Origin of the sequence: Neoroseomonas soli (assembly GCF_018129065.1) — a bacterium.
Lineage (GTDB): Bacteria > Pseudomonadota > Alphaproteobacteria > Acetobacterales > Acetobacteraceae > Neoroseomonas > Neoroseomonas soli.
The window spans coordinates 1-18558 of record NZ_JAAEDM010000027.1 but is presented as its reverse complement, the minus strand read 5'-3'; the positions used below and the strand labels follow the sequence as shown (position 1 = coordinate 18558).

Annotated in this window: 14 protein-coding genes, 1 tRNA gene and 2 pseudogenes; 2 read left to right on the top strand and 15 right to left on the bottom strand. The window is 70.4% G+C overall.

What is annotated here, in order from left to right; translation table 11 throughout:
• The first annotated feature begins 194 nt into the window (after positions 1 to 194).
• The gene (locus tag GXW76_RS11805) at positions 195 to 1169 is read left to right on the top strand and encodes a tripartite tricarboxylate transporter substrate-binding protein (protein ID WP_211862220.1); all 975 of its coding nucleotides are present in this window, start codon (positions 195 to 197) and stop codon (positions 1167 to 1169) included.
• 51 nt (positions 1170 to 1220) lie between these two features.
• Here GXW76_RS11805 and GXW76_RS11800 read toward each other — a convergent pair whose 3' ends face one another.
• From GXW76_RS11800 to GXW76_RS11755, 10 genes and pseudogenes are all read right to left on the bottom strand, one after another.
• On the bottom strand, positions 1221 to 2210 hold the full coding sequence (locus tag GXW76_RS11800) for a branched-chain amino acid ABC transporter permease (protein ID WP_211862219.1): 990 nt from the start codon (positions 2208 to 2210) through the stop codon (positions 1221 to 1223).
• Between the two features lie 3 nt (positions 2211 to 2213).
• On the bottom strand, positions 2214 to 3098 hold the full coding sequence (locus GXW76_RS11795) for a branched-chain amino acid ABC transporter permease (protein ID WP_211862218.1): 885 nt from the start codon (positions 3096 to 3098) through the stop codon (positions 2214 to 2216).
• A gap of 18 nt (positions 3099 to 3116) precedes the next feature.
• A complete protein-coding gene (locus GXW76_RS11790) occupies positions 3117 to 4346 on the bottom strand; it encodes an ABC transporter substrate-binding protein (protein WP_338150943.1) in 1230 nt (409 codons plus the stop codon).
• A gap of 82 nt (positions 4347 to 4428) precedes the next feature.
• Positions 4429 to 5676: an ABC transporter substrate-binding protein gene (locus tag GXW76_RS11785; protein WP_211862217.1), complete on the bottom strand. Its 1248-nt coding sequence runs from the start codon at positions 5674 to 5676 to the stop codon at positions 4429 to 4431.
• Between the two features lie 70 nt (positions 5677 to 5746).
• On the bottom strand, positions 5747 to 6988 hold the full coding sequence (locus GXW76_RS11780; RefSeq protein WP_211862216.1) for an ABC transporter substrate-binding protein: 1242 nt from the start codon (positions 6986 to 6988) through the stop codon (positions 5747 to 5749).
• 67 nt (positions 6989 to 7055) lie between these two features.
• Positions 7056 to 7802 carry an ABC transporter ATP-binding protein gene (locus GXW76_RS11775; RefSeq protein ID WP_408904325.1) on the bottom strand — a complete coding sequence of 249 codons (747 nt, stop codon included), beginning with the start codon at positions 7800 to 7802 and terminating at the stop codon, positions 7056 to 7058.
• Positions 7795 to 8565, bottom strand: a complete 771-nt coding sequence (locus tag GXW76_RS11770; RefSeq protein ID WP_211862215.1) for an ABC transporter ATP-binding protein — start codon at positions 8563 to 8565, stop codon at positions 7795 to 7797. The genes GXW76_RS11775 and GXW76_RS11770 overlap by 8 nt, the downstream gene beginning before the upstream one ends.
• A gap of 330 nt (positions 8566 to 8895) precedes the next feature.
• A pseudogene (gene tig, locus GXW76_RS11765) lies at positions 8896 to 9678 on the bottom strand (trigger factor); the annotation flags it as partial.
• A gap of 633 nt (positions 9679 to 10311) precedes the next feature.
• A pseudogene (locus GXW76_RS11760) lies at positions 10312 to 10728 on the bottom strand (trigger factor); the annotation flags it as partial.
• A 47-nt stretch (positions 10729 to 10775) separates the two neighbouring features.
• Positions 10776 to 10860 (bottom strand) — tRNA-Leu (locus GXW76_RS11755).
• Between the two features lie 553 nt (positions 10861 to 11413).
• Here GXW76_RS11755 and GXW76_RS11750 point away from each other — a divergent pair.
• Positions 11414 to 12703, top strand: a complete 1290-nt coding sequence (locus GXW76_RS11750; protein ID WP_211862214.1) for an MFS transporter — start codon at positions 11414 to 11416, stop codon at positions 12701 to 12703.
• A gap of 20 nt (positions 12704 to 12723) precedes the next feature.
• On the opposite strand, the gene GXW76_RS11745 is transcribed toward GXW76_RS11750, so the two are convergent.
• From GXW76_RS11745 to GXW76_RS11730, 5 genes are all read right to left on the bottom strand, one after another.
• Entirely contained in the window at positions 12724 to 15111 is a 2388-nt protein-coding gene (locus GXW76_RS11745; protein WP_211862213.1) for a 1-deoxy-D-xylulose-5-phosphate synthase N-terminal domain-containing protein, read from the bottom strand.
• Positions 15112 to 15249: 138 nt separating this feature from the next.
• The gene (locus GXW76_RS25990; protein WP_272876057.1) at positions 15250 to 15381 is read right to left on the bottom strand and encodes a hypothetical protein; all 132 of its coding nucleotides are present in this window, start codon (positions 15379 to 15381) and stop codon (positions 15250 to 15252) included.
• 383 nt (positions 15382 to 15764) lie between these two features.
• Positions 15765 to 17207 carry a malonyl-CoA decarboxylase gene (locus tag GXW76_RS11740; protein ID WP_211862212.1) on the bottom strand — a complete coding sequence of 481 codons (1443 nt, stop codon included), beginning with the start codon at positions 17205 to 17207 and terminating at the stop codon, positions 15765 to 15767.
• A gap of 259 nt (positions 17208 to 17466) precedes the next feature.
• Positions 17467 to 17883, bottom strand: a complete 417-nt coding sequence (locus GXW76_RS11735; protein WP_211862211.1) for a hypothetical protein — start codon at positions 17881 to 17883, stop codon at positions 17467 to 17469.
• 248 nt (positions 17884 to 18131) lie between these two features.
• The coding region (locus GXW76_RS11730) for an ADP-dependent NAD(P)H-hydrate dehydratase (protein ID WP_211862210.1) at positions 18132 to 18558 on the bottom strand (427 nt) is incomplete at its 5' end.

Here is an 18558-nt window from a genome sequence, read left to right as displayed (position 1 = left end):
CGCGCGCCTGTGCGGATTCCGCAAGCCCCCGGATGCGTGCTGCACCGCACGCTCGTCACGCCCCCGCCCATATCGCCCGCAGCCGCTGCCCAACCGCCGGGCAAGGACGGGGTGACGCCGCAGCCGAAAGCCGCAAGGATGTCCGCAACGAAAAATGCGGCCCGCCCGACGCGGCCGCGATCGGAGGAAACCACATGCTCCCAACCCGCCGGACCCTGCTTGCCGCCACGACGCTCGCCTTCGGGCTTGCCGGCGCCGCGCAGGCGCAGGAATTTCCCACACGCCCCATCACCATCGTCGCCGGCGCCGCCGCCGGCGGGCCGACGGACGTGATCACCCGCCTGGTCGCCGAGGCCATGGGGAAGCACCTGCCGCAGCCTGTCGTGGTCGAGAATATCGGCCCCGCGCATGTCGGCGCCCAGCGCGTCGCGCAGTCGCGGCCCGACGGCTACATGCTGCTGATGACCAATGTCGGCATGGCCGCCGGCGCCACGCTGTTCCGCCGCCTGTCCTTCGACACGCTGAACGACTTCGCGCCGCTCGGCCTGGTTTCGGACGCGGCGATGACGATCATCGCGAAGCCAGGCTTCCCGGCGGAGAACCTCGCCGGGCTGGTCGCCGAACTGCGCCGGCGCGGGGATGCGCTGAACCTCGGCACGGCGGGGCTCGGCTCGGCGGCCAACCTGTGCGGGCTGCTGCTGCAACAGGCGGCGGGGAACCGCGCGACCATCGTCGGCTTCCGCGGCACGGCGCCGGCCATCACCGAACTCATGGCCGGACGGCTCGACCTGCTGTGCGACCAGGCGACCAACACCGCGCCCTTCATCCGCGAGAACCGCGTGCGCGCCTATGGCGTGACCAGCCCGGCGCGCCTGCCAGGCCTGCCGGACATCCCCACCACCGCCGAGGCCGGCGCGCCCACGATCAGCATGAGCACTTGGCATGGCCTCTACGCGCCCGCCGGCACGCCGGAGGCGGTGCAGCAGCGCCTCAACGCCGCGCTGCTGCTCGCGATGCGGGATGAACGCCTGCGCGCCCGCTTCGCCGAACTGGTGACCGACCCGGCGACGCCGGAGCGCGCCAGCCTCGCCTTCCATCGCCGCTACCACGGGGAGGAGATCGCGCGCTGGCGGCCCATCATCGTCGAGGCCGGGTCCTTCGCGGACTGATACGCCCGGCGGGCGTGAAGGCGGGGGAGGACTCCCTCCCCCGCCGCTGCGTCAGAGCCGCACCCGCAGGAGGTTGGCGATCTCGCCCACGATGCCGCGGCGGAAAGCCAGCACGCAGGCGACGAAGATGCCGCCCTGGATCACCGTGACCCAGGCGCCCATCTCGGCCAGGTAGTTCTGCATCGTCACGATCACCGCCGCGCCGACGACGGGGCCGAAAACCGTGCCGAGGCCGCCCACCAGCGTCATCAGCACCACCTCGCCCGACATCGCCCAGTGCACGTCGGTGAGCGTCGCGATGCCGAAGACCAGCGCCTTGGTCCCGCCCGCCACGCCCGCGAGCGTCGCCGAAAGGATGAAGGCCACCAGCTTGTAGTCTTCCGTTCGGTAGCCGAGGGAAATCGCGCGCGGCTCGTTCTCGCGGATCGCCTTGAGCACCTGGCCGTAGGGCGAATGGATGATGCGGTGAATCAGCAGGAAGCCGATCATGAAGATGCCGGCGACGAACCAGTACATGCTCCAGTCGGAGGACAGGCCCATGCTGCCGAGGAAACTGCCGCGCGGGATCGCCTGGATGCCGTCCTCGCCGCCGGTGAAGGGCGCCTGCACGCAGAAGAAGTAGATCATCTGCGCGAGCGCGAGGGTGATCATCGCGAAGTAGATGCCGGCCCGGCGGATCGCGATCCAGCCGAAGACCCAGCCCTGGAGGCCGGCGACCACGGCGCCCGCCAGCACCGCGACCTCGGGGGTGAAGCCCCAGACCTTGGCGACGTGGCCCGCGATGTAGCCGCCCATGCCGAAATACGCGGCGTGCCCGAAGGAGAGCAGGCCGACATAGCCGATCAGCAGGTTGAACGCGCAGGCGAACAACGCGAAGCAGAGCAGCTTCATCAGGAAGACCGGGTAGAGGAAGTACGGCCCGGCGACGAGCATCGCCGCGAGCACCAGCAGTGCGACGAGCTGCGGCCGCGTGAAGCCCCAGATGCCACGGCCATCCCGCGCGGCAGGAACGATGGCGTCGGCGGTGGTTTCGGACGCCATGGGTCAGCCCCTCCCGAACAGGCCGGCGGGACGCGCGAGCAGCACGATCGCCATGATGACGAAGATGACGGTGGCCGAGGCCTCGGGCCAGAAGACCTTGGTCAGTCCCTCGACGATGCCGAGGCCGAAGCCCGTCAACACCGAGCCGAGGATCGAGCCCATGCCGCCGATGACGACGACGGCGAAGACCACGATGATGAGGTTGCTGCCCATCTGCGGGTTCACCGAGTAGATCGGCGCCGCCAGCACGCCCGCGAGCGCGGCGAGCCCCACCCCCGCCCCGTAGGTCAGCGTGATCATGCGCGGTACGTTGACGCCGAAGGCCTGCACCAGGGTCGCGTTCTCCGTCGCGGCACGGAGATAGGCGCCGAGGCGCGTCTTCTCGATCACCAGCCAGGTCGCGAGGCAGGCGAAGAGCGCGAAGATCACCACCCAGCCGCGGTAGATCGGCAGGAACATGAAGCCGAGGTCCCAGGACCCCTGGAGCTGCGGCGGGATGCGGTAGGGCAGGCCGGAGGAGCCGAACTCGTTGCGGAAGATGCCCTCGATGATCAGGCCGATGCCGAAGGTCAGCAACAGCCCGTAGAGGTGGTCGAGCTTGTACAATCGACGGATCATCAATCGTTCGGTGATGACGCCGGTGGCGCCGACGATGATCGGCGCGAGCAGCAGGGCCCACCAGTAGCCGAGCCCTGCCCATTCCAGCAGCATCCACGCCGCGAAGGCGCCCATCATGAACTGGGCGCCATGCGTGAAGTTGATGATGTTGAGCAGCCCGAAGATCACCGCGAGGCCGAGCGAGAGCATCGCGTAGAAGGCGCCGTTGATGAGTCCGAGCAGCAACTGTCCGAACAGCAGCGGCGCGGGGATGCCGAATATCTCGTCCATGCGGTGGTCAGGTCCTTGTCAGGAACGCACGAGGGAGCAGCCGCCTTCGGCGAGGGGCCGGAAGGCTTCCTCGGCGGGGGTGGTCTGCAGCAGCTTCAGGTAATCCCACGGGGCCCGGGATTCGGCCGGGGATTTCACCTCGAAGAGGAAGGAAGGGATGATCCGCCTTCCGTCCGGGCGGATGGTGCCGGTGCCGAAGGCGTCGTCCTCGGTCGGCATCGCCTTCATCCGGTTGATCACGTCCACGCCCGAGGCCTTGGCCGCCGCCACGCCCATGTCCGCGACCGCCTTCAGGTAGTGCAGCGTGCCGGAGTAGTTCCCGGCGGTGACCATGTTCGGCACCTGGCCGTTGTTGAGGCGCGGGCGCACACGCTGGGTGAAGGTGCGCGTGCGGTCGTTCATGTCCCAGTAGAAGCTCTCCGTCATCACGAGCCCCTGCGCCACGTCAAGGCCAAGGGCATGGACGTCGGCGATGAACATGAGCAGTGCGGCGACCTTGGTGCCGCGGCGGGTCAGGCCGAATTCGGCGATCTGCTTGATGCAGTTGGTGGTGTCCTGCCCGGCATTCGCGAGGCCGATCACCTTCGCGCGCGAGGCCTGGGCCTGGACGATGAAGGAAGAGAAGTCCGTGGTCGCCGGGAAGGGATAGCGCACGCCCCCCATGACGCGCCCGCCGGCTGCGCGCACGAACGTCGTGGTGTCGCGTTCCAGCGCGTGGCCGAAGGCATAGTCGGCGGTGATGAAGAACCAGCTGTCGCCGCCCGCGCGCACCATCGCGCCACCGGTGGACTTCGCCAGCATGTAGGTGTCGTACACCCAATGGGCGGTGTTCGGGCTGCACTGCGACCCGGTCAGGTCGGCGGTCGCGGAGCCGACGTTGATGTAGGCCTTGTTCTTCTCGCGGCAGATGCCGTTGACGGCCAGGCCGATCGAGGACGTCGGCACATCGAGGATCATGTCCACGCCGTCGCGGTCGAGCCACTGCCGAGCAATATTGGCGCCGACATCGGGCTTGTTCTGGTGGTCGGCGGAGAGGATCTCGACGTTGAAGCCGCGGTTGCCGAATTCCTGCGCGGCGACCTGCGCCATGATGACCCCGTTGAGCCCGGCGATGTAGCTGTAGTTGCCGGACTGGTCGTTCAGCACGCCGATCTTGATCGTGTTGGCCTGGGCCCGCGCGCGAGACAGCGGCGCGGGCATGACCGCAGCGGCGGTGCCTGCGGCAAGCAACGTACGGCGATGCATCATCGGTTCAACCTCCCTGTCATTGCGGCCTTATGGCGCCGCGGCCGGGGATGTTGCCTCCCCGTGCCGCGGCAGGCATTGAGCTTCAACTGCGGACGAGCGCGCACCCGCCTTCGGAGAGCGGGCGGAAAGCTTCATCCGCAGCGGTGGTCTGCAGCGGCTTGTAGTAGTCCCACGCCCCGCGGCTTTCGCCCGGTGCCTTCACCTCGAGCAGGTAGGCCGGGTGCAGCTTGCGCCCGTCGGCGCGGATGCTGCCGGGGCCGAAGGCGTCGTCGTCGGCCGGCATCGCCTTCATGCGCGCGACCGTGTCCGTGCCGCTCGCCTTCGCCGCCGCGACGCCGAGATCGGCCACGGCCTTGAGGTAGTGCAACACGCCCGAGTAGCACCCCGCCTGCGCCATGCCCGGGCGCAGCCCCTGCGGCATCGAGGGCAGCACGCGCTGCGTGAAGGCGCGGGTCCGGTCGTTGAGATCCCAGTAGAAGGTCTCGGTGCAGACGAGGCCCTGCGCGGTGGCCAGGCCGAGCGCATGGACGTCCGAGATGAACATCAGCAGAGCCGCGAGCTTCACCCCGCGCCGCGTCAGCCCGAACTCGGCCGCCTGCTTGATGGAGTTGATCGTGTCGCCGCCCGCATTCGCAAGCCCGACGACCTTCGCGCGCGAGGCCTGCGCCTGCACGAGGAAGGAGGAGAAGTCCGTCGTGCCTGGGAAGGGCGTGCGGACCGAACCCAGCACGCGGCCGCCCGCGGCGCGGATGAAGGCGGAGGTGTCGCGTTCCAGCGCATGGCCGAAGGCGTAGTCCGCGGTGATGAAGAACCAGGTGTCGCCGCCCGCGCGCACCATCGCCCCGCCGGTGGACTTCGCCAGCATGTAGGTGTCGTAGGTCCAGTGCACGGTGTTCGGCGAGCAGGCCGAGCCCGTGAGGTCCGAGGTCGCGCCGGACGAATTGATGTAGGCCTTGTTCTTCTCCCGCACGACGCCGGCGACGGCGAGCGCGACGGAGGAGGTCGGCACGTCGATGATCAGGTCCACGCCATCGCGGTCGATCCACTGGCGGGAGATGTTGACGCCGACATCGGGGCGGTTCTGGTGGTCGGCCACCAGCACCTCGACATTGATGCCCTTCGCCGCCGCGCCGAAATCGGCGATGGCCTGCCGCACGCAGGCGACCGAGCCCGGGCCGTTCACGTCGCGATAGAGGCCCGACTGGTCGTTCAGGACGCCGATCCTGATCGTGTTGGCGGCCTGGGCGCGCGCCCGATGGATGGGCAGCGCCCCGGCGCCGGCACCGAAGGCGGCGGCGGCAATCAGACTGCGGCGGTTCAATGACGTCATCCCTGTCTCCCTTTTATCCCGTAGGAGAGGCGGGCGGGGTTTGCCCCGCTCCGCCCCCTGTTCTCTGCGGTCAGCCCCGGACCAGGGCGCAGCCGCCTTCCGCCAGCGGGCGGAAGGCCTGGTCGGCCGGCACGGTCTGGACCACCTTGTAGTAATCCCACGGCCCGCGGCTCTCGCCCGGCGCCTTCACCTCGAAAAGATAGACGGGGTGGATCTTGCGGCCGTCGGGGCGGATCGTGCCCTCGCCGAAGGCGTCGTCATTGGTCGGCATCGCCTTCATGCGCGCGATGGTCGCCGCGCCATCGGCCTTGGCCGCGGCGACGCCCATCTCCTTCACCGCCTTGAGGTAGTGCAGCGCGCCGGCATAGCAGCCGGCCTGCGCCATGGTCGGCGGCGCGTTGGCCGGCATGTTCGGCCGCACGCGCGTGGTCAGCGCGCGGGTGCGGTCATTGAGGTCCCAGTAGAAGGATTCCGTCAGCGACAGCCCCTGCGCCGTCTGCAGGCCGAGCGAATGGACATCGGTGATGAACACCAGCAGCCCGGCCAGCTTCACGCCGCGCCGCGTGATGCCGAACTCGGCCGCCTGCTTGATGCAGTTGATGGTGTCGCCGCCGGCATTGGCGAGGCCGATCACCTTCGCGCGGGAAGCCTGCGCCTGCACGAGGAAGGAGGAGAAGTCCGTGGTGCCCGGGAAGGGCGTGCGCACGGAGCCGAGCACGCGACCGCCATTGGCGCGGATGAAGCCCGTCGTGTCGCGCTCGAGCGCATGGCCGAAGGCGTAGTCGGCGGTGATGAAGAACCAGGTGTCGCCGCCCGCGCGCACCATTGCCCCGCCGGTGCCGTTCGCCAGCATCCAGGTGTCATAGGTCCAGTGCACGGTGTTCGGGCTGCACTGGGACCCGGTCAGGTCGGAGGAGGCGCCGGTGCTGTTGATGTAGGCCTTGTTCTTCTCCCGCACGACGCCGGCAACGGCGAGCGCGACGGAGGAGGTCGGCACGTCGATGATGAGATCGACGCCGTCGCGATCGAGCCACTGCCGCGCGATGTTGGAGCCGACATCCGGGCGGTTCTGGTGGTCGGCCTGGATCACCTCGACGTTGAAGCCGAGCGCGCCGAGTTCCTGCACCGCCTGGCGCACGCAGGCGGTCGAGCCCGGCCCGGAGAGGTCGCGATAGAGACCCGATTGGTCGTTCAGGACGCCGATCTTGATCGTGTTCGCGGCCTGCGCGCGCGCCCGTGAGATCGGCAGCGCGCCGGTGGCGGCGGCGGCCGTTCCGGCGGCGAGGAGGGTGCGGCGCGACAGGTCGGTCATGGGTACTCTCCTTGCTGGTGGCCCGGCGCCCGACCCGGTTCGGGTGCCCGAGGCCCGTCGCTCGGCGTCAGACGCCGAGGTATTGCTGCAGCCGCTCAAGGGAGGCGGTGAGGTCCTCGTTGCGGACCGTGTCCACCACCTTGCCGTGCTCCATCACGTAATGGCGGTCGGCCACCGTCTGGGCGAAGCGGAAATTCTGCTCCACCAGCACCACGGTGAAGCCGCGCTCCTTCAGTTTCCGGATGGTGCGGCCGATCTGCTGCACGATGACGGGCGCGAGGCCCTCGGAGGGCTCGTCCAGCAGCAGCAGCTTGGCACCCGTGCGCAGGATGCGCGCGATCGCGAGCATCTGTTGCTCGCCGCCCGAAAGCTTGGTGCCCTGGCTGCGCGCACGCTCGCGCAGGTTGGGGAACAGCTCGTAGATCTCGTCGAGCGGCAGTCCGCCAGGGCGGACCACCGGCGGCAGCATCAGGTTCTCGGTCACGTCGAGCGAGGCGAAGATGCCGCGCTCCTCCGGGACGTAGCCGATGCCGGCGCGGGCGATGATGTCGGAGCGCGCCCCGATCAACTCCCGCCCGGCATAGTGCACCGAGCCGCTGCGCTTCGGCACCACGCCCATGATCGAGCGCAGCGTCGTTGTCTTGCCCGCGCCATTGCGGCCGAGCAGGGTGACGACCTCGCCCTCGCGGACTTCGAGGTTCACGCCGTGCAGCACATGGCTCTCACCGTACCAGGCCTCGAGCCCGCGCACGAGCATCAGCGGCGCACTGCCATCCTGTGTCGCGATCGGCAGTTCGGCGAGCACATCAGCCATGGGCCGCCTCCGTCGGGGCTTCGGTGCCGAGATAGGCGGTGACGACATCCGGGTTGCGCGCCACCGTCGCGTAGTCGCCTTCCGCCAGCACGCGACCGCGGGCGAGGACGGTGATGAAGTCGCAGAGCCCGGAGACCACCGTCAGGTTGTGCTCCACCAGCAGCACCGTGCGACCGGCAGAGACGCGCCGGATCAGCGAGACGATTCGCCCGACGTCGTCATGCGTCATGCCCGCCGTCGGTTCGTCCAGCAGCATCATCACCGGGTCGAGCGCGAGGGTCGTCGCGATCTCCAGCGCGCGCTTGCGGCCATAGGGCAGTTCGCCGGCCGTCAGGTTCGCATAGGCCGAGAGTCCGACATCCTCGAGCAATTCGCGCGCCCGCGCATCGTAGGAACGCAGGATCGAATCGGGGCGCCAGAAATCGAAGGACCCGCCGCGCGAGCGCTGCAGCGACACGCGAACGTTCTCGAGCACCGTCAGGTGCGGGAAGACCGCGGAGATCTGGAAGGAACGCACGAGGCCGAGCCGCGCGACCTCGGCCGGCTTCATCCCGGTGATGTCGCGCCCGTCGTAGCGGATGGTGCCGCGGGTCGGCTGCAGGAACTTGGTGAGGAGATTGAAGCAGGTCGTCTTGCCGGCGCCGTTGGGGCCGATCAGACCGTGAATCGTGCCGCGTCGGATGCTCAGGTTCACGTCGTTGACCGCGACGAAACCCCGGAACTCCTTCGTCAGACCCGCCGTCTCGAGGATGGCGTCGGACACCCTGGCAGCTCTCCCCTTTCCTGGCGGCCTGGATGGCCGCTCGTTCCTCTCCCGTGCATCTAGGCAAGGCGCCGCGCGCCGCGCAAGCCGCAGCACGCGTCATATTCCTTATTTTTCAAACTTCTTCCGAGCAGGCGAAGAAGTCCTGCGCGGCATGCATGAATGAGGGGCGGCGGACCGCGCGACGCGACCCATCCCCCGCGAGGCGCAGTCGTGCCTGGCGGTGCCGCGGCGGGAGGAGCGGAAAGGAAATGGGCCGCCGGAGCCACAGCCCCGACGGCCCATCCTGTCCCCTGCCCCGGCCGGCGGCCATGCCGCCGGCCCCCCGCGTCAGGCGGCGGCGAGTTCGTCCGGCGCGACCTGGCGCTCGGTCACCTTCGCCAGTTCGAGCACGAAGTCGACGACCTTCTCCTCGAAGATCGGCGCGCGCAGGCTTTCGGCGGCCTGCGGGTTCTTGCGGAAGAACTCCAGCACCTGCTGCTCCTGGCCCGGATAGCGGGAGGCTTCCTGGCGGACGGCGCGGGCCATCTCCTCGGCGCCGACCTGGACGTTGTTGGTCCGGCCGATCTCCGAGAGCATCAGGCCGAGGCGGATGCGGCGCTCCGCGATGCCGCGGTATTCCGCCTTCAGCGTCGTCTCGTCCTTGCCCTGGTCGTCCTCGTCGAGGCGGCCGGCCTTGAGGTCGGCCTCCACGCGCTGCCAGATCTGGCCGAACTCGGCCTCCACCATGCCATCGGGCACGGCGAAGGACGCCTGGTCGGCGAGCTTGTCGAGCAGCGCGCGCTTCACGCGCAGGCGCGACAGCGCATCGTATTCGCGCTGGAGCGAGCCGCGGATCGCCTCCTTCAGCGCGCCGAGGTCCTCCATGCCGACGACCTTGGCCAGCTCATCATCCACCGCGCGGGCCTTGCGCGTCTTGAGCGCCTTGGCCGCGATGGTGAAGCGCGCGTGCTTGCCCGCGAGTTCGGCCGAGCCGTAGTCGCCCGGGAACACCACGTCGATGTCGCGCGATTCGCCCGGGGCGAGGCCTTCCATCTGCTCCGTGAAGCCGGGGATGAAGCCCATCCCGCCGACCTCGATCGGCATGTCGCTCGCCGCGCCGCCGGAGAAGGCACGCGCCTCCGGCTCCTCGGCGCCGGCGAAGACGCGGGCCGGGCCGACGCGCAGCGTCACGTCCACCGCGGCGCCGGCCGCGACCGGGATCTCGAACACCGGGCGCGCATGGGCGAGCGCGGCGTCGTCGGTCATGGTCAGGGTCGCGCGGTCGCCGGCTTCGGCCAGCGTCGCCGGCGCGCGGGAGGCGCGGATGAAGTCGTTCTCCGACCGCTCGTTGAAGCCGAGCGACGCCTTCGCACCCTCCGGCAGCGCGCCGGCCACCGGATGCACCGACATCGCCAGCGTCAGCACCGCGCCCGGCTTGGCCGAGAGCGCATTGGGCTGGGCGGCGTAGATGCGGATGGCGCCGGCCTCGCTCGCCGTGCCCTTCACCGCCAGGTCGAAATAGGGCAGGCCCTTCTCGGCGCCGATCGCGGCGATCTCGCGCTCGAGCCCGCCAGCGAGGTCCACGTCCCAACCGGTCGGAATCTCGCCCGGCTTGCCCGGACGGGCGCCGAGGCCGGGGCCGTTCTTCAGCAGGTCCGCCGGCAGGCGGCCGGTGAAGTCGCAGACCAGCACGTCGCCCTTGCCGGCGGCGCGCGGCTCGGCGTCCTCGAGCGTGCCGTTGCGCTCGGCGATGGAGGCGAGCGCCTTGTCGATCGCTTCATCGGTCGGCTCGGCCTTCAGGCGCTCGAGCTCGATGCCGGCGAAGTCGGGCATCGGCACTTCGGGCAGCACCTCGAAGTCCATGCGGAATTCGAGGTCGGCGCCGTCGGCGAAGTTCGTGACCTCGATCTTCGGCTGCTGGGCGGGCTTCAGGCCGCGGTCGTCCACCACCTTGCGCGAGGCGTCGGTGACGGACTGCTCCAGCACCTCGCCGAGCACGGAGGAGCCGTAGCGCTGCTTGACCACCGAGAGCGGCACCTTGCCCGGACGAAAGCCCGGCATGGAGACGGTCTTGGCAATCTCCGCGAGGCGCTTGTCGCGCGTGGAGGCGATGTCGCCCGCGGAAACGGTGACGGAGTAGGCGCGCTTCAGCCCGTCATTCGCGAGCTCGGTGACCTGCATCGAGGACGTCCATCCATCCAAAAGACTAGAGAAACCCGGCGGCGCCTTGGTGCGGGCGAAGGGATTCGAACCCCCACGGCTTGCGCCACCGGAACCTAAATCCGGCGTGTCTACCAGTTCCACCACGCCCGCCCGCGTAGGCGCCGCGCGGCGGCAAGGGGGCGGGGTTTAGCGCATGACGGCGGGGTTTCCAAGGCGGCTCGGTCGGGTTCGCCCCGGAAAGCGCCCGGATCGGTCCGCGCAGGGGGGCGCGTCGGTCGGCAGGTTGGACTGGGCCCGGAGCCGATGATCGCGATCCGCGTCATCACCACGCCGCAGGCGCGGTTGGTCCGGCCGACCCGAAGCCGGGTAGCCGTGGCTTCCGCCGCGGGCGCCCGCATGCATGCGGGACCGGGCGACGGTCGCGGCAATCACGCCGGCGTCCACGCCGGGCAGGAGGCGGGCGGTGATCGCGCGCATTCCCCTTCCGCGAGGCGGAGCACCGGGCAGATCGCGGCATGATTGCATCGGATCGCTTTGCGTGCGCGGCGTCACCGCCAAGTCACACCCCGGGGCGATGCTGCGCTTGACTGATGGTGACGCCTCCCCAACATTTCAGGCAAGGGGCCATCCGCGATCGCCCCGTGAGGCTTCGGCCCGAGCATCGCGTTCACGCACCGGCGCCATGCGCCGCCGGGGGACGCCCATGCCGAGGTTCACCGCCAACCGCTCCGCACCCTTCTTCCGCCCTGCCGACCGCCCCCCGGATACGAACATTCGGGCGCCTTCCCACGCAGCCGCGACGGGTCGGCAGGATCTGCGGTCCATCCTCCTCGCGCGCGGCCTCAGGGATTTCGGCGACGGCCTGGTTGCCGTGCTGCTGCCGGCCTATCTGCTCGCGCTCGGTTTCGGGGCGGCGGAAGTGGGCGTGGTGGCGACGGCGGCGCTGCTTGGTTCCGCGCTCATGACCCTCGGTGTCGGCGTGGCGGGTGCGCGGGCCGATCCTCGCACGCTGCTCCTGCTCGCCGCCCTGCTGATGGTGGTGACCGGGCTGGGCTTCGCCATGGCCGGCGGGCTCGCGGCGATCCTGGCCCTGGCCCTGGTCGGCACGATCAACCCCTCGGCGGGCAGCGTGAGCGTCTTCGTGCCGCTCGAGCAATCGGCGCTGACGCATGCCACGCCCGATGCGGAACGCACCGCCGTCTTCGCGCGCTACAGCCTGGTGGGTGCGCTGGCAGCCGCTTCGGGGGCGCTCGCCGCGGGCGTGCCGGAGGCGCTGGGTGTTCTCGGCCTGTCCGAAACCTCCGCGCTGCGATCGCCGTTCATCGTCTATGCGCTGCTCGGCCTCGCCTGCTGGGCCGCCTATCGGGCGATGCCGCTCCAGCCGCCGGGCGCGCCCGGCAATGGGCATGCGCCGCTCGGCCCGTCGCGCGGGATCGTGTTGCGCCTGGCGGCGCTGTTCAGCGTGGATTCCTTCGCCGGCGGGCTTGCGGTGCAATCGCTGCTGGCGCTCTGGCTGTTCGAGCGGTTCGACCTGTCACTCACCGAGGCGGGGCTGTTTTTCTTCTGGTCCGGGGTGCTGTCGGCCTTCTCCTTCCCCGTCGCGGCCTGGCTGGCGGGCCGGGTCGGGCTCGTGAACACGATGGTGTTCACGCATATTCCGTCGAGCCTCTGCCTGATCGCCGCGACCTTCGCCCCGGATGTGTCGTGGGCACTGGGGCTGCTGCTGCTGCGCGCGGCCCTGTCGCAGATGGATGTGCCGACGCGGACCTCCTACGTCATGGCCGTGGTCACGCCGGCCGAGCGCACCGCCGCGGCCAGCGTCACGGCGGTGCCGCGCAGCCTCGCGGCCGCGGCCGGTCCCGCGATCGCGGGGGCGGTCATCGCGATGGGCTATCCGACGGCGCCGTTCATCCTCTGCGGCGCGCTGAAGATCGCCTACGACCTTGCCCTGCTGCGTGCCTTCGGGCGGATGAAGCCGCCGGAGGAGCGATAGGCGCTCGCGCCCGGCGCGCGTCAGCGGCCGAGCAACGCCTCCGCGCAGGCATCGAGGATCGCGTCCGCATCCAGCCCGTATTCCCGGTAGAGGTCGGGAAGATCCCCGGCCTGGCCGAAGTGGTCCACGCCGAGCGGCACCACCCGCTGCCCGCGCACCGCCCCCATCCAGGCATGGGCGGCCGGGTGGCCATCCAGCACGGTGACCAGCGCGGCCCCGCTCGCCAGCGGTGCCAGCAGGCGCTCGACATGCGAGACCTCGCGCGCCCCGCCCCGCACCGCGCGCCGCGCGGCGAGCCATTCCGCATGCAGCCGGTCGGGGCTGGTGATGGCGAGAAGGCCGGCGGTGGGTTCCTCCGCTCGCAGTTCCTCGAAGGCGGTCATGGCTTCCGGCGCCACCGCGCCCTGGTAGGCGATGGCGATGCGCGCCCCCTGCCCCGGCGGCACCACCCAGTGCCCGCCGGCGATCACCGCCTCCGGATCCAGCGCGCGCTGCGGCTGCTCCAGCCCGCGCGTGGACAGGCGCAGCCACACCGCCGAACCGTCCGGCTTCTGCATGTGGTCGAAGGCGTGGCGCAGCAGGATGGCGAGTTCGTCCGCATGGGCCGGCTCGAAGGAGGCGAGCCGATCCGCGGCCATGCCGATCAGCGGCGTGTTGACCGACTGGTGCTGCCCGCCTTCCGGTGCGAGCGTCAGCCCGGAAGGCGTTGAAACCAGAAGAAATCTCGCATCCTGATAGCAGGCGTAGATCAGCGCATCGAGGCCGCGGTTCACGAAGGGATCGTACACGGTGCCGATCGGCAGCAGCCGCGCGCCGTAGAGCCGGTCCGCCAGCCCCAGACCGGCGAGCAGCAGGAACAGGTTCTGCTCGGCGATGCCGAGTTCGACATGCTGCCCCTCCGGCGACATGCCCCAGCGCTGCGCCGAGGCCAGTTTCGCGTCGCGGAAGACGTCGTTCTTCTTGTGTCGGTCGAAAATGCCGCGCCGGTTCACCCAGGGGCCGAGATTGGTCGACACCGTCACGTCCGGGCTGGTGGTGACGATGCGCTTCGCGAGGTCCGCGAATTCCCCCTGCCCGCGCCCGATCTCGGCGAGGATGTCGCCGAAGGCGGCCTGGGTGGCGAGCTTGCGTCCCTCACCCACGCGCGGCGCGGCGAAGGTCGCGGGCACATGGATCGGCGGGGAGAGCAGGCTCCGCCCGCCCGGCGCCAGCGGCCGCGCGAAGGGGACGGAGGCGAGGAAGTCACGGATCTCCGCCTCGGGGATGCCGAGGCCCTCGAAGGGGTCCCATTCATGCCCGGGGCGGATGCCCATCGCCGCCCGGAAGCCCTCCATCTGCTCCTTCGTCATCAGCCCGGCGTGGTTGTCCTTGTGGCCGGCGAAGGGCAGGCCCATGCCTTTGATGGTGTAGGCGATGAAGCAGGTGGGCTGGTCGCCCTCGGCGTCCTGGGTGCGGAAGGCCTCGATCAGCGTCTCGATGTCGTGGCCGCCGAGGTTGTTCATCAGCGCCGCCAACTCGTCGTCGCTGAGCGGGTCGATGATGGCCCGGACGCCCTCGATCCGCCCGAGTTCGGCGAGCAGCGCCTGGCGCCAGGCGGCGCCGCCCTGGAAGGTGAGCGCGGCATAGAGCGAGTTCGGGCAGTCATCGATCCAGCGGCGGAGGTGTTCGCCGTCCGGCCGGGCAAAGGCCGCTTCCAGCCGCCGCCCGTATTTCAGGGTGACGACGTTCCAGCCCATGTCGCGGAACAGCCCCTCGATGCGGCCGAAGAGCCGGTCCGGCACCACGGAATCGAGCGACTGGCGATTGTAGTCCACCACCCACCAGACATTGCGGATGTCGTGCTTCCACCCTTCGAGCAGGGCCTCGTAGATATTGCCCTCGTCGAGTTCGGCATCGCCCACCACGGCGACATGCCGCCCGGCGGGCAGCCCTTCCGGCGCCAGGTTGTGCAGGTGGACATAGTCCTGCACCAGCGCACCGAAGGAGGCGAGCGCCACCCCCAGCCCGACGGAACCGGTGGAGAAATCCACCTCCGCCCCGTCCTTCACGCGGGACGGATAGGGCTGGATGCCGCCGAAGCGGCGCAGCGTCTCGAGCCTGTCGCGCTGCTGGCGCCCGAGAAGGTAGTTGATGGCATGGAAGACCGGCCCGGCATGGGGCTTCACCGCCACGCGGTCGGCCGGGCGCAGGATGCCGAAATAGAGTGCGGCGAGGATCGATACCGCCGAGGCGCAGGAGGCCTGGTGCCCGCCGACCTTCAGCCCGTCACGGTTCGGCCGGATGTGGTTGGCGTGATGGATCATCCAGGCGCTGAGCCAGAGCAGCTTGCGCTCCAGCGCGTGCAGGACCTCGATGCGGCGCGCGGTATCCGGCGTGTCCAACCGCCGTGACGTGCCTTGCGCGGTCATTCGCGGCCTCCCCGGGATCCTGCATGCACGACTATGGGGCTTCGGCCGGCCGGGGAGAAGGCCGCGAGACCGGCGGGTGCGCGCGTCGGCGGCTCCGTCGCCGGTGGCGCACCGGTCCCCGCAGGAAGAAGCGCTGCGTCAGCGCAGGCGGAGCGGGTCCGCCACCGGGTCCCCGCCATGCGGGCGGGCGGCAACCCTTGCGGGGCGGCGCGTCGCCAGGGCCAGCAGCAGCGCCGGCGCGGCGAAGAAGAAGAACAGGGCGGTAGACATGGCGTCCTCTGGATCGTTGGTCCGCCAGGATGCTCCTTCGACCGCCGGACCACCGTGCGCCGGATCACGGGGCGCCACACGGTCGCCCCGCCGACGGCTGGCCCGGCTTCCCTGTTCGTGGCGGTGGAGCAGCGGCCTTCGGGCAGCCTGCACGTCGGCGGCACCGTCCTGTCAGCCAGCCCGAAGGACCGCATCCCGGCTGGCGCCGCGCACTTGTTCCCAGGCGCGGCATCCGGCGCCGGCAACGCACCGCATCCCGGCCGCTGCCGCGCACTTGGTAAGGCCCGACCGTGGCGACGGACGCCATCGCGCGCCCTCCCGCGACGGGGCGCGTGCCGGGAGGGGTCGTGCCGCCGGGCGCTGCCCCCTTCCCCCTTCCGCGTTCAGGCGCGCGCGAGCTTCCTCAGCGCCGGGGAGACGGCGCGCTGGCCCTCGCCGACATAGAGCTCATGGTTCTCCTCGATCCGCTTCGGATCGTAGAGGTAGTTCACCATCAGCGCCGCGGACTGCTTCATCCCGTTCTCGCTGGTATCGGCGCGCCAGTTCAGCCTTTCGATGCGCGCGCCGTTGGAGAGGTGGAAATGCGCGACGGGATCGCGGGCGCGGCCCGCACGGCCCGGCGCTTCCTCCTTCGCGAGGTAGCGGGCGCAGAGCCGCGTCAGGATCGGCTCCATCGCCTTCGCGACGGCGGCCTCGCGCATCCAGCTGCGCCGCGCGAGCAGCCGCTGCAATGCGGAGACGCCCGGGGAGCGCTCCGGCTGCGGCGGATCGACACCCTCCGGGCCGACCAGCGCGAGCGGCGGCGGTGCGACGGCGAGGAGCGCCTTCCGCTCATCCTCGGTCAGCGCCACCTCGTCCGCCAGCAGCGCGGCATCGAGCCAGCGGCGGAAGCCGGGGACGGGCGAGAGGGTGCAGAAGGCCTCGAGGTTGCGGAACTCGTCGGAGAGCAGCCCGACCACCCGCTTGATGAGGAAGTTGCCGAAGGAGATCCCGTCCAGCCCGCGCTGGCAGTTGTTGATGGAATAGAACACCGCGGTGTCGGTGTGATGCGGGTCGAGCACCGGCGCCTTCTCGTCCAGCAGGTTCTGCACGCTGTCGGACATGCCCCGGACCAGCGCGACCTCGACGAAGATCAGCGGCTCCTCGGGCATGCGGGGATGGAAGAAGGCGTAGCAGCGGCGGTCGGAATCCAGCCGGTTCTTGAGGTCCCGCCAGGTGCGGATGCGATGGACCGCCTCGTATTCCACCAGCTTCTCGAGCAGCGAGGCCGGAGAACGCCAGTCGATCCGGCGCAGGTCCAGGAAGCCGACGTCGAACCAGGCGGCGAGCAGGCCCTTGAGGTCGGTCTCGAGCGCCTGCAGCAGCTTGTCGCCGTCCAGCCGCGCCAGCAGGTCCGCGCGGAGGTCCACCAGGAACTTCATCCCGTCCGGGATGGCGGCGAAGGCGGTCAGCAGCCGGATGCGCGGCGGCTCCAGGGCGCGACGCAGGCGCGCGGTGGCGACGGCGCGCTCGGCGGCATCCGCCGCGTCGGCCACCTTTTCCATGGCGCGGGCGACGGCCGCGGGGTCTGAATCGAAGGCGGCGACGGCGCGCAGGAAATCCGTGCGTCCGGCCTCATCCAGGGTGCGATAGGTCTCAGCGAGGCCGGCCGCGCGGTTGCGGGCGGAAACTTCGCCTCCTCGCGCCTCGAGGCACGCGCGCAGGCGGGTCGCGAGGCCCTCATCCTGCTCGCCGCCGGAAACGGCGGCGGCCATGTCCCTCCAGAGGAGGGTGACGCGGCGCAGGGCCCGGTCGAGCAGCCCGGCCTGGATTGCGACCTCGGACATGCGTGGCTCCCCTCTCCGTCGCTCTCGGACTGTAATGTAGAGACACAGTCCGTGAAACGCCAGCGCGGCAGAGGGCCGCCTCGGCCCCAGGGCTGCGCCTTTGGCCGAGGCAGGAAGCGTTCCGAAACAGGGAGAAGCACCGCGTTTCGGAGATGATATCTCAGAAAAGACTTCGGGCGGCCGCGTCTGTCGCGGGCCGCCCGGAAGGGTCTCCGATCGTGGTGGCGCGGGAGGACGGAGGCCCTCGCGCGACCGGCGGTCAGGCCTTGCCGATCCCGAGCAGCGCGGCCCGCACGCTGGAGACGACGCTGGCGGACTCACCCGGCATGCCGGCGCCGACCGGCGCGGCGTGCGCGGACTCTGCCACGGTGGCCTCTGCCATCACCGCGACCGGTCCCGGCATCGCGATGGCCTGGGCGATGGTCGGCGGCACGGACGAGGGCGACGCCACGGCGGCGGCAGCGGCGGCCGGCGCGATGTGGATCACCGGCGCGGCGGCGCGCTCGGGCTCCATCGCGGGCGAGATCTCGAGCCCCACCATGACCGATGGCTGTGTGTCATACATCTCAAGCAACCGCCGGATGCCTTCCAGGCGCTGGAACGGCTTCGAGGCGCGAAGTTCAGCGACGATGGCACGCTCCTCGTGGTGGAGCGCGGCGACGAGTTGGCTGCTCATTGGTTTCCCCAATTCATCCGACCGCGTTCATTTTGCGTTAAAGAATGCGTGAATTCAATACTCTAACCGAGACCGTTCCAAATTTTGAGGCCTACATCATCTGGTAGGCACGATCGCGTGCGCGACAAGATGTGGTTCGCGCGGAGGTGGCAGGCTCGTGAAAGCCCTCCCGGCGAATCCGGAACGGTCCGCGCCAGGACTCATCTCCGGTCGTTCCCGGGCCTCGGCGGCACGCCGGAAAGGCGCGGTCATGCCCCCGGATACGTCACGGATCGCCCGCCCTCCCGGGCCGCCCGCAGGGCCTCGGGCAGGCGGGGGGCGAGATCCTCGGCCAGCAGCCCGGGGCCGCAGCGCAGGGCGGCCTCCCCGTGCAGCCAGGCGGCGGCGGCGGCGGCCTCGAAGGGTGCCAGCCCGCCGGCCAGCAGGGTCGCGATCACCCCGGCCAGCACGTCGCCCGTCCCGCCGGTGGCAAGCCAGGGCGGGGCGTGGTCGTTGATCGCCACCCGCCCGTCCGGCGCCGCGACCACGGTGTCCGGCCCCTTCAGCAGGACCACCGCCCCGGTCGCCGCTGCCGCCCGGCGGGCCGCTTCCGGCCGGTCGCCGGCGACTGGGCCGAAGACGCGGGCGAATTCGCCCTCATGCGGCGTCAGCACGGCGCAGCCGGCGAGTGCGGCG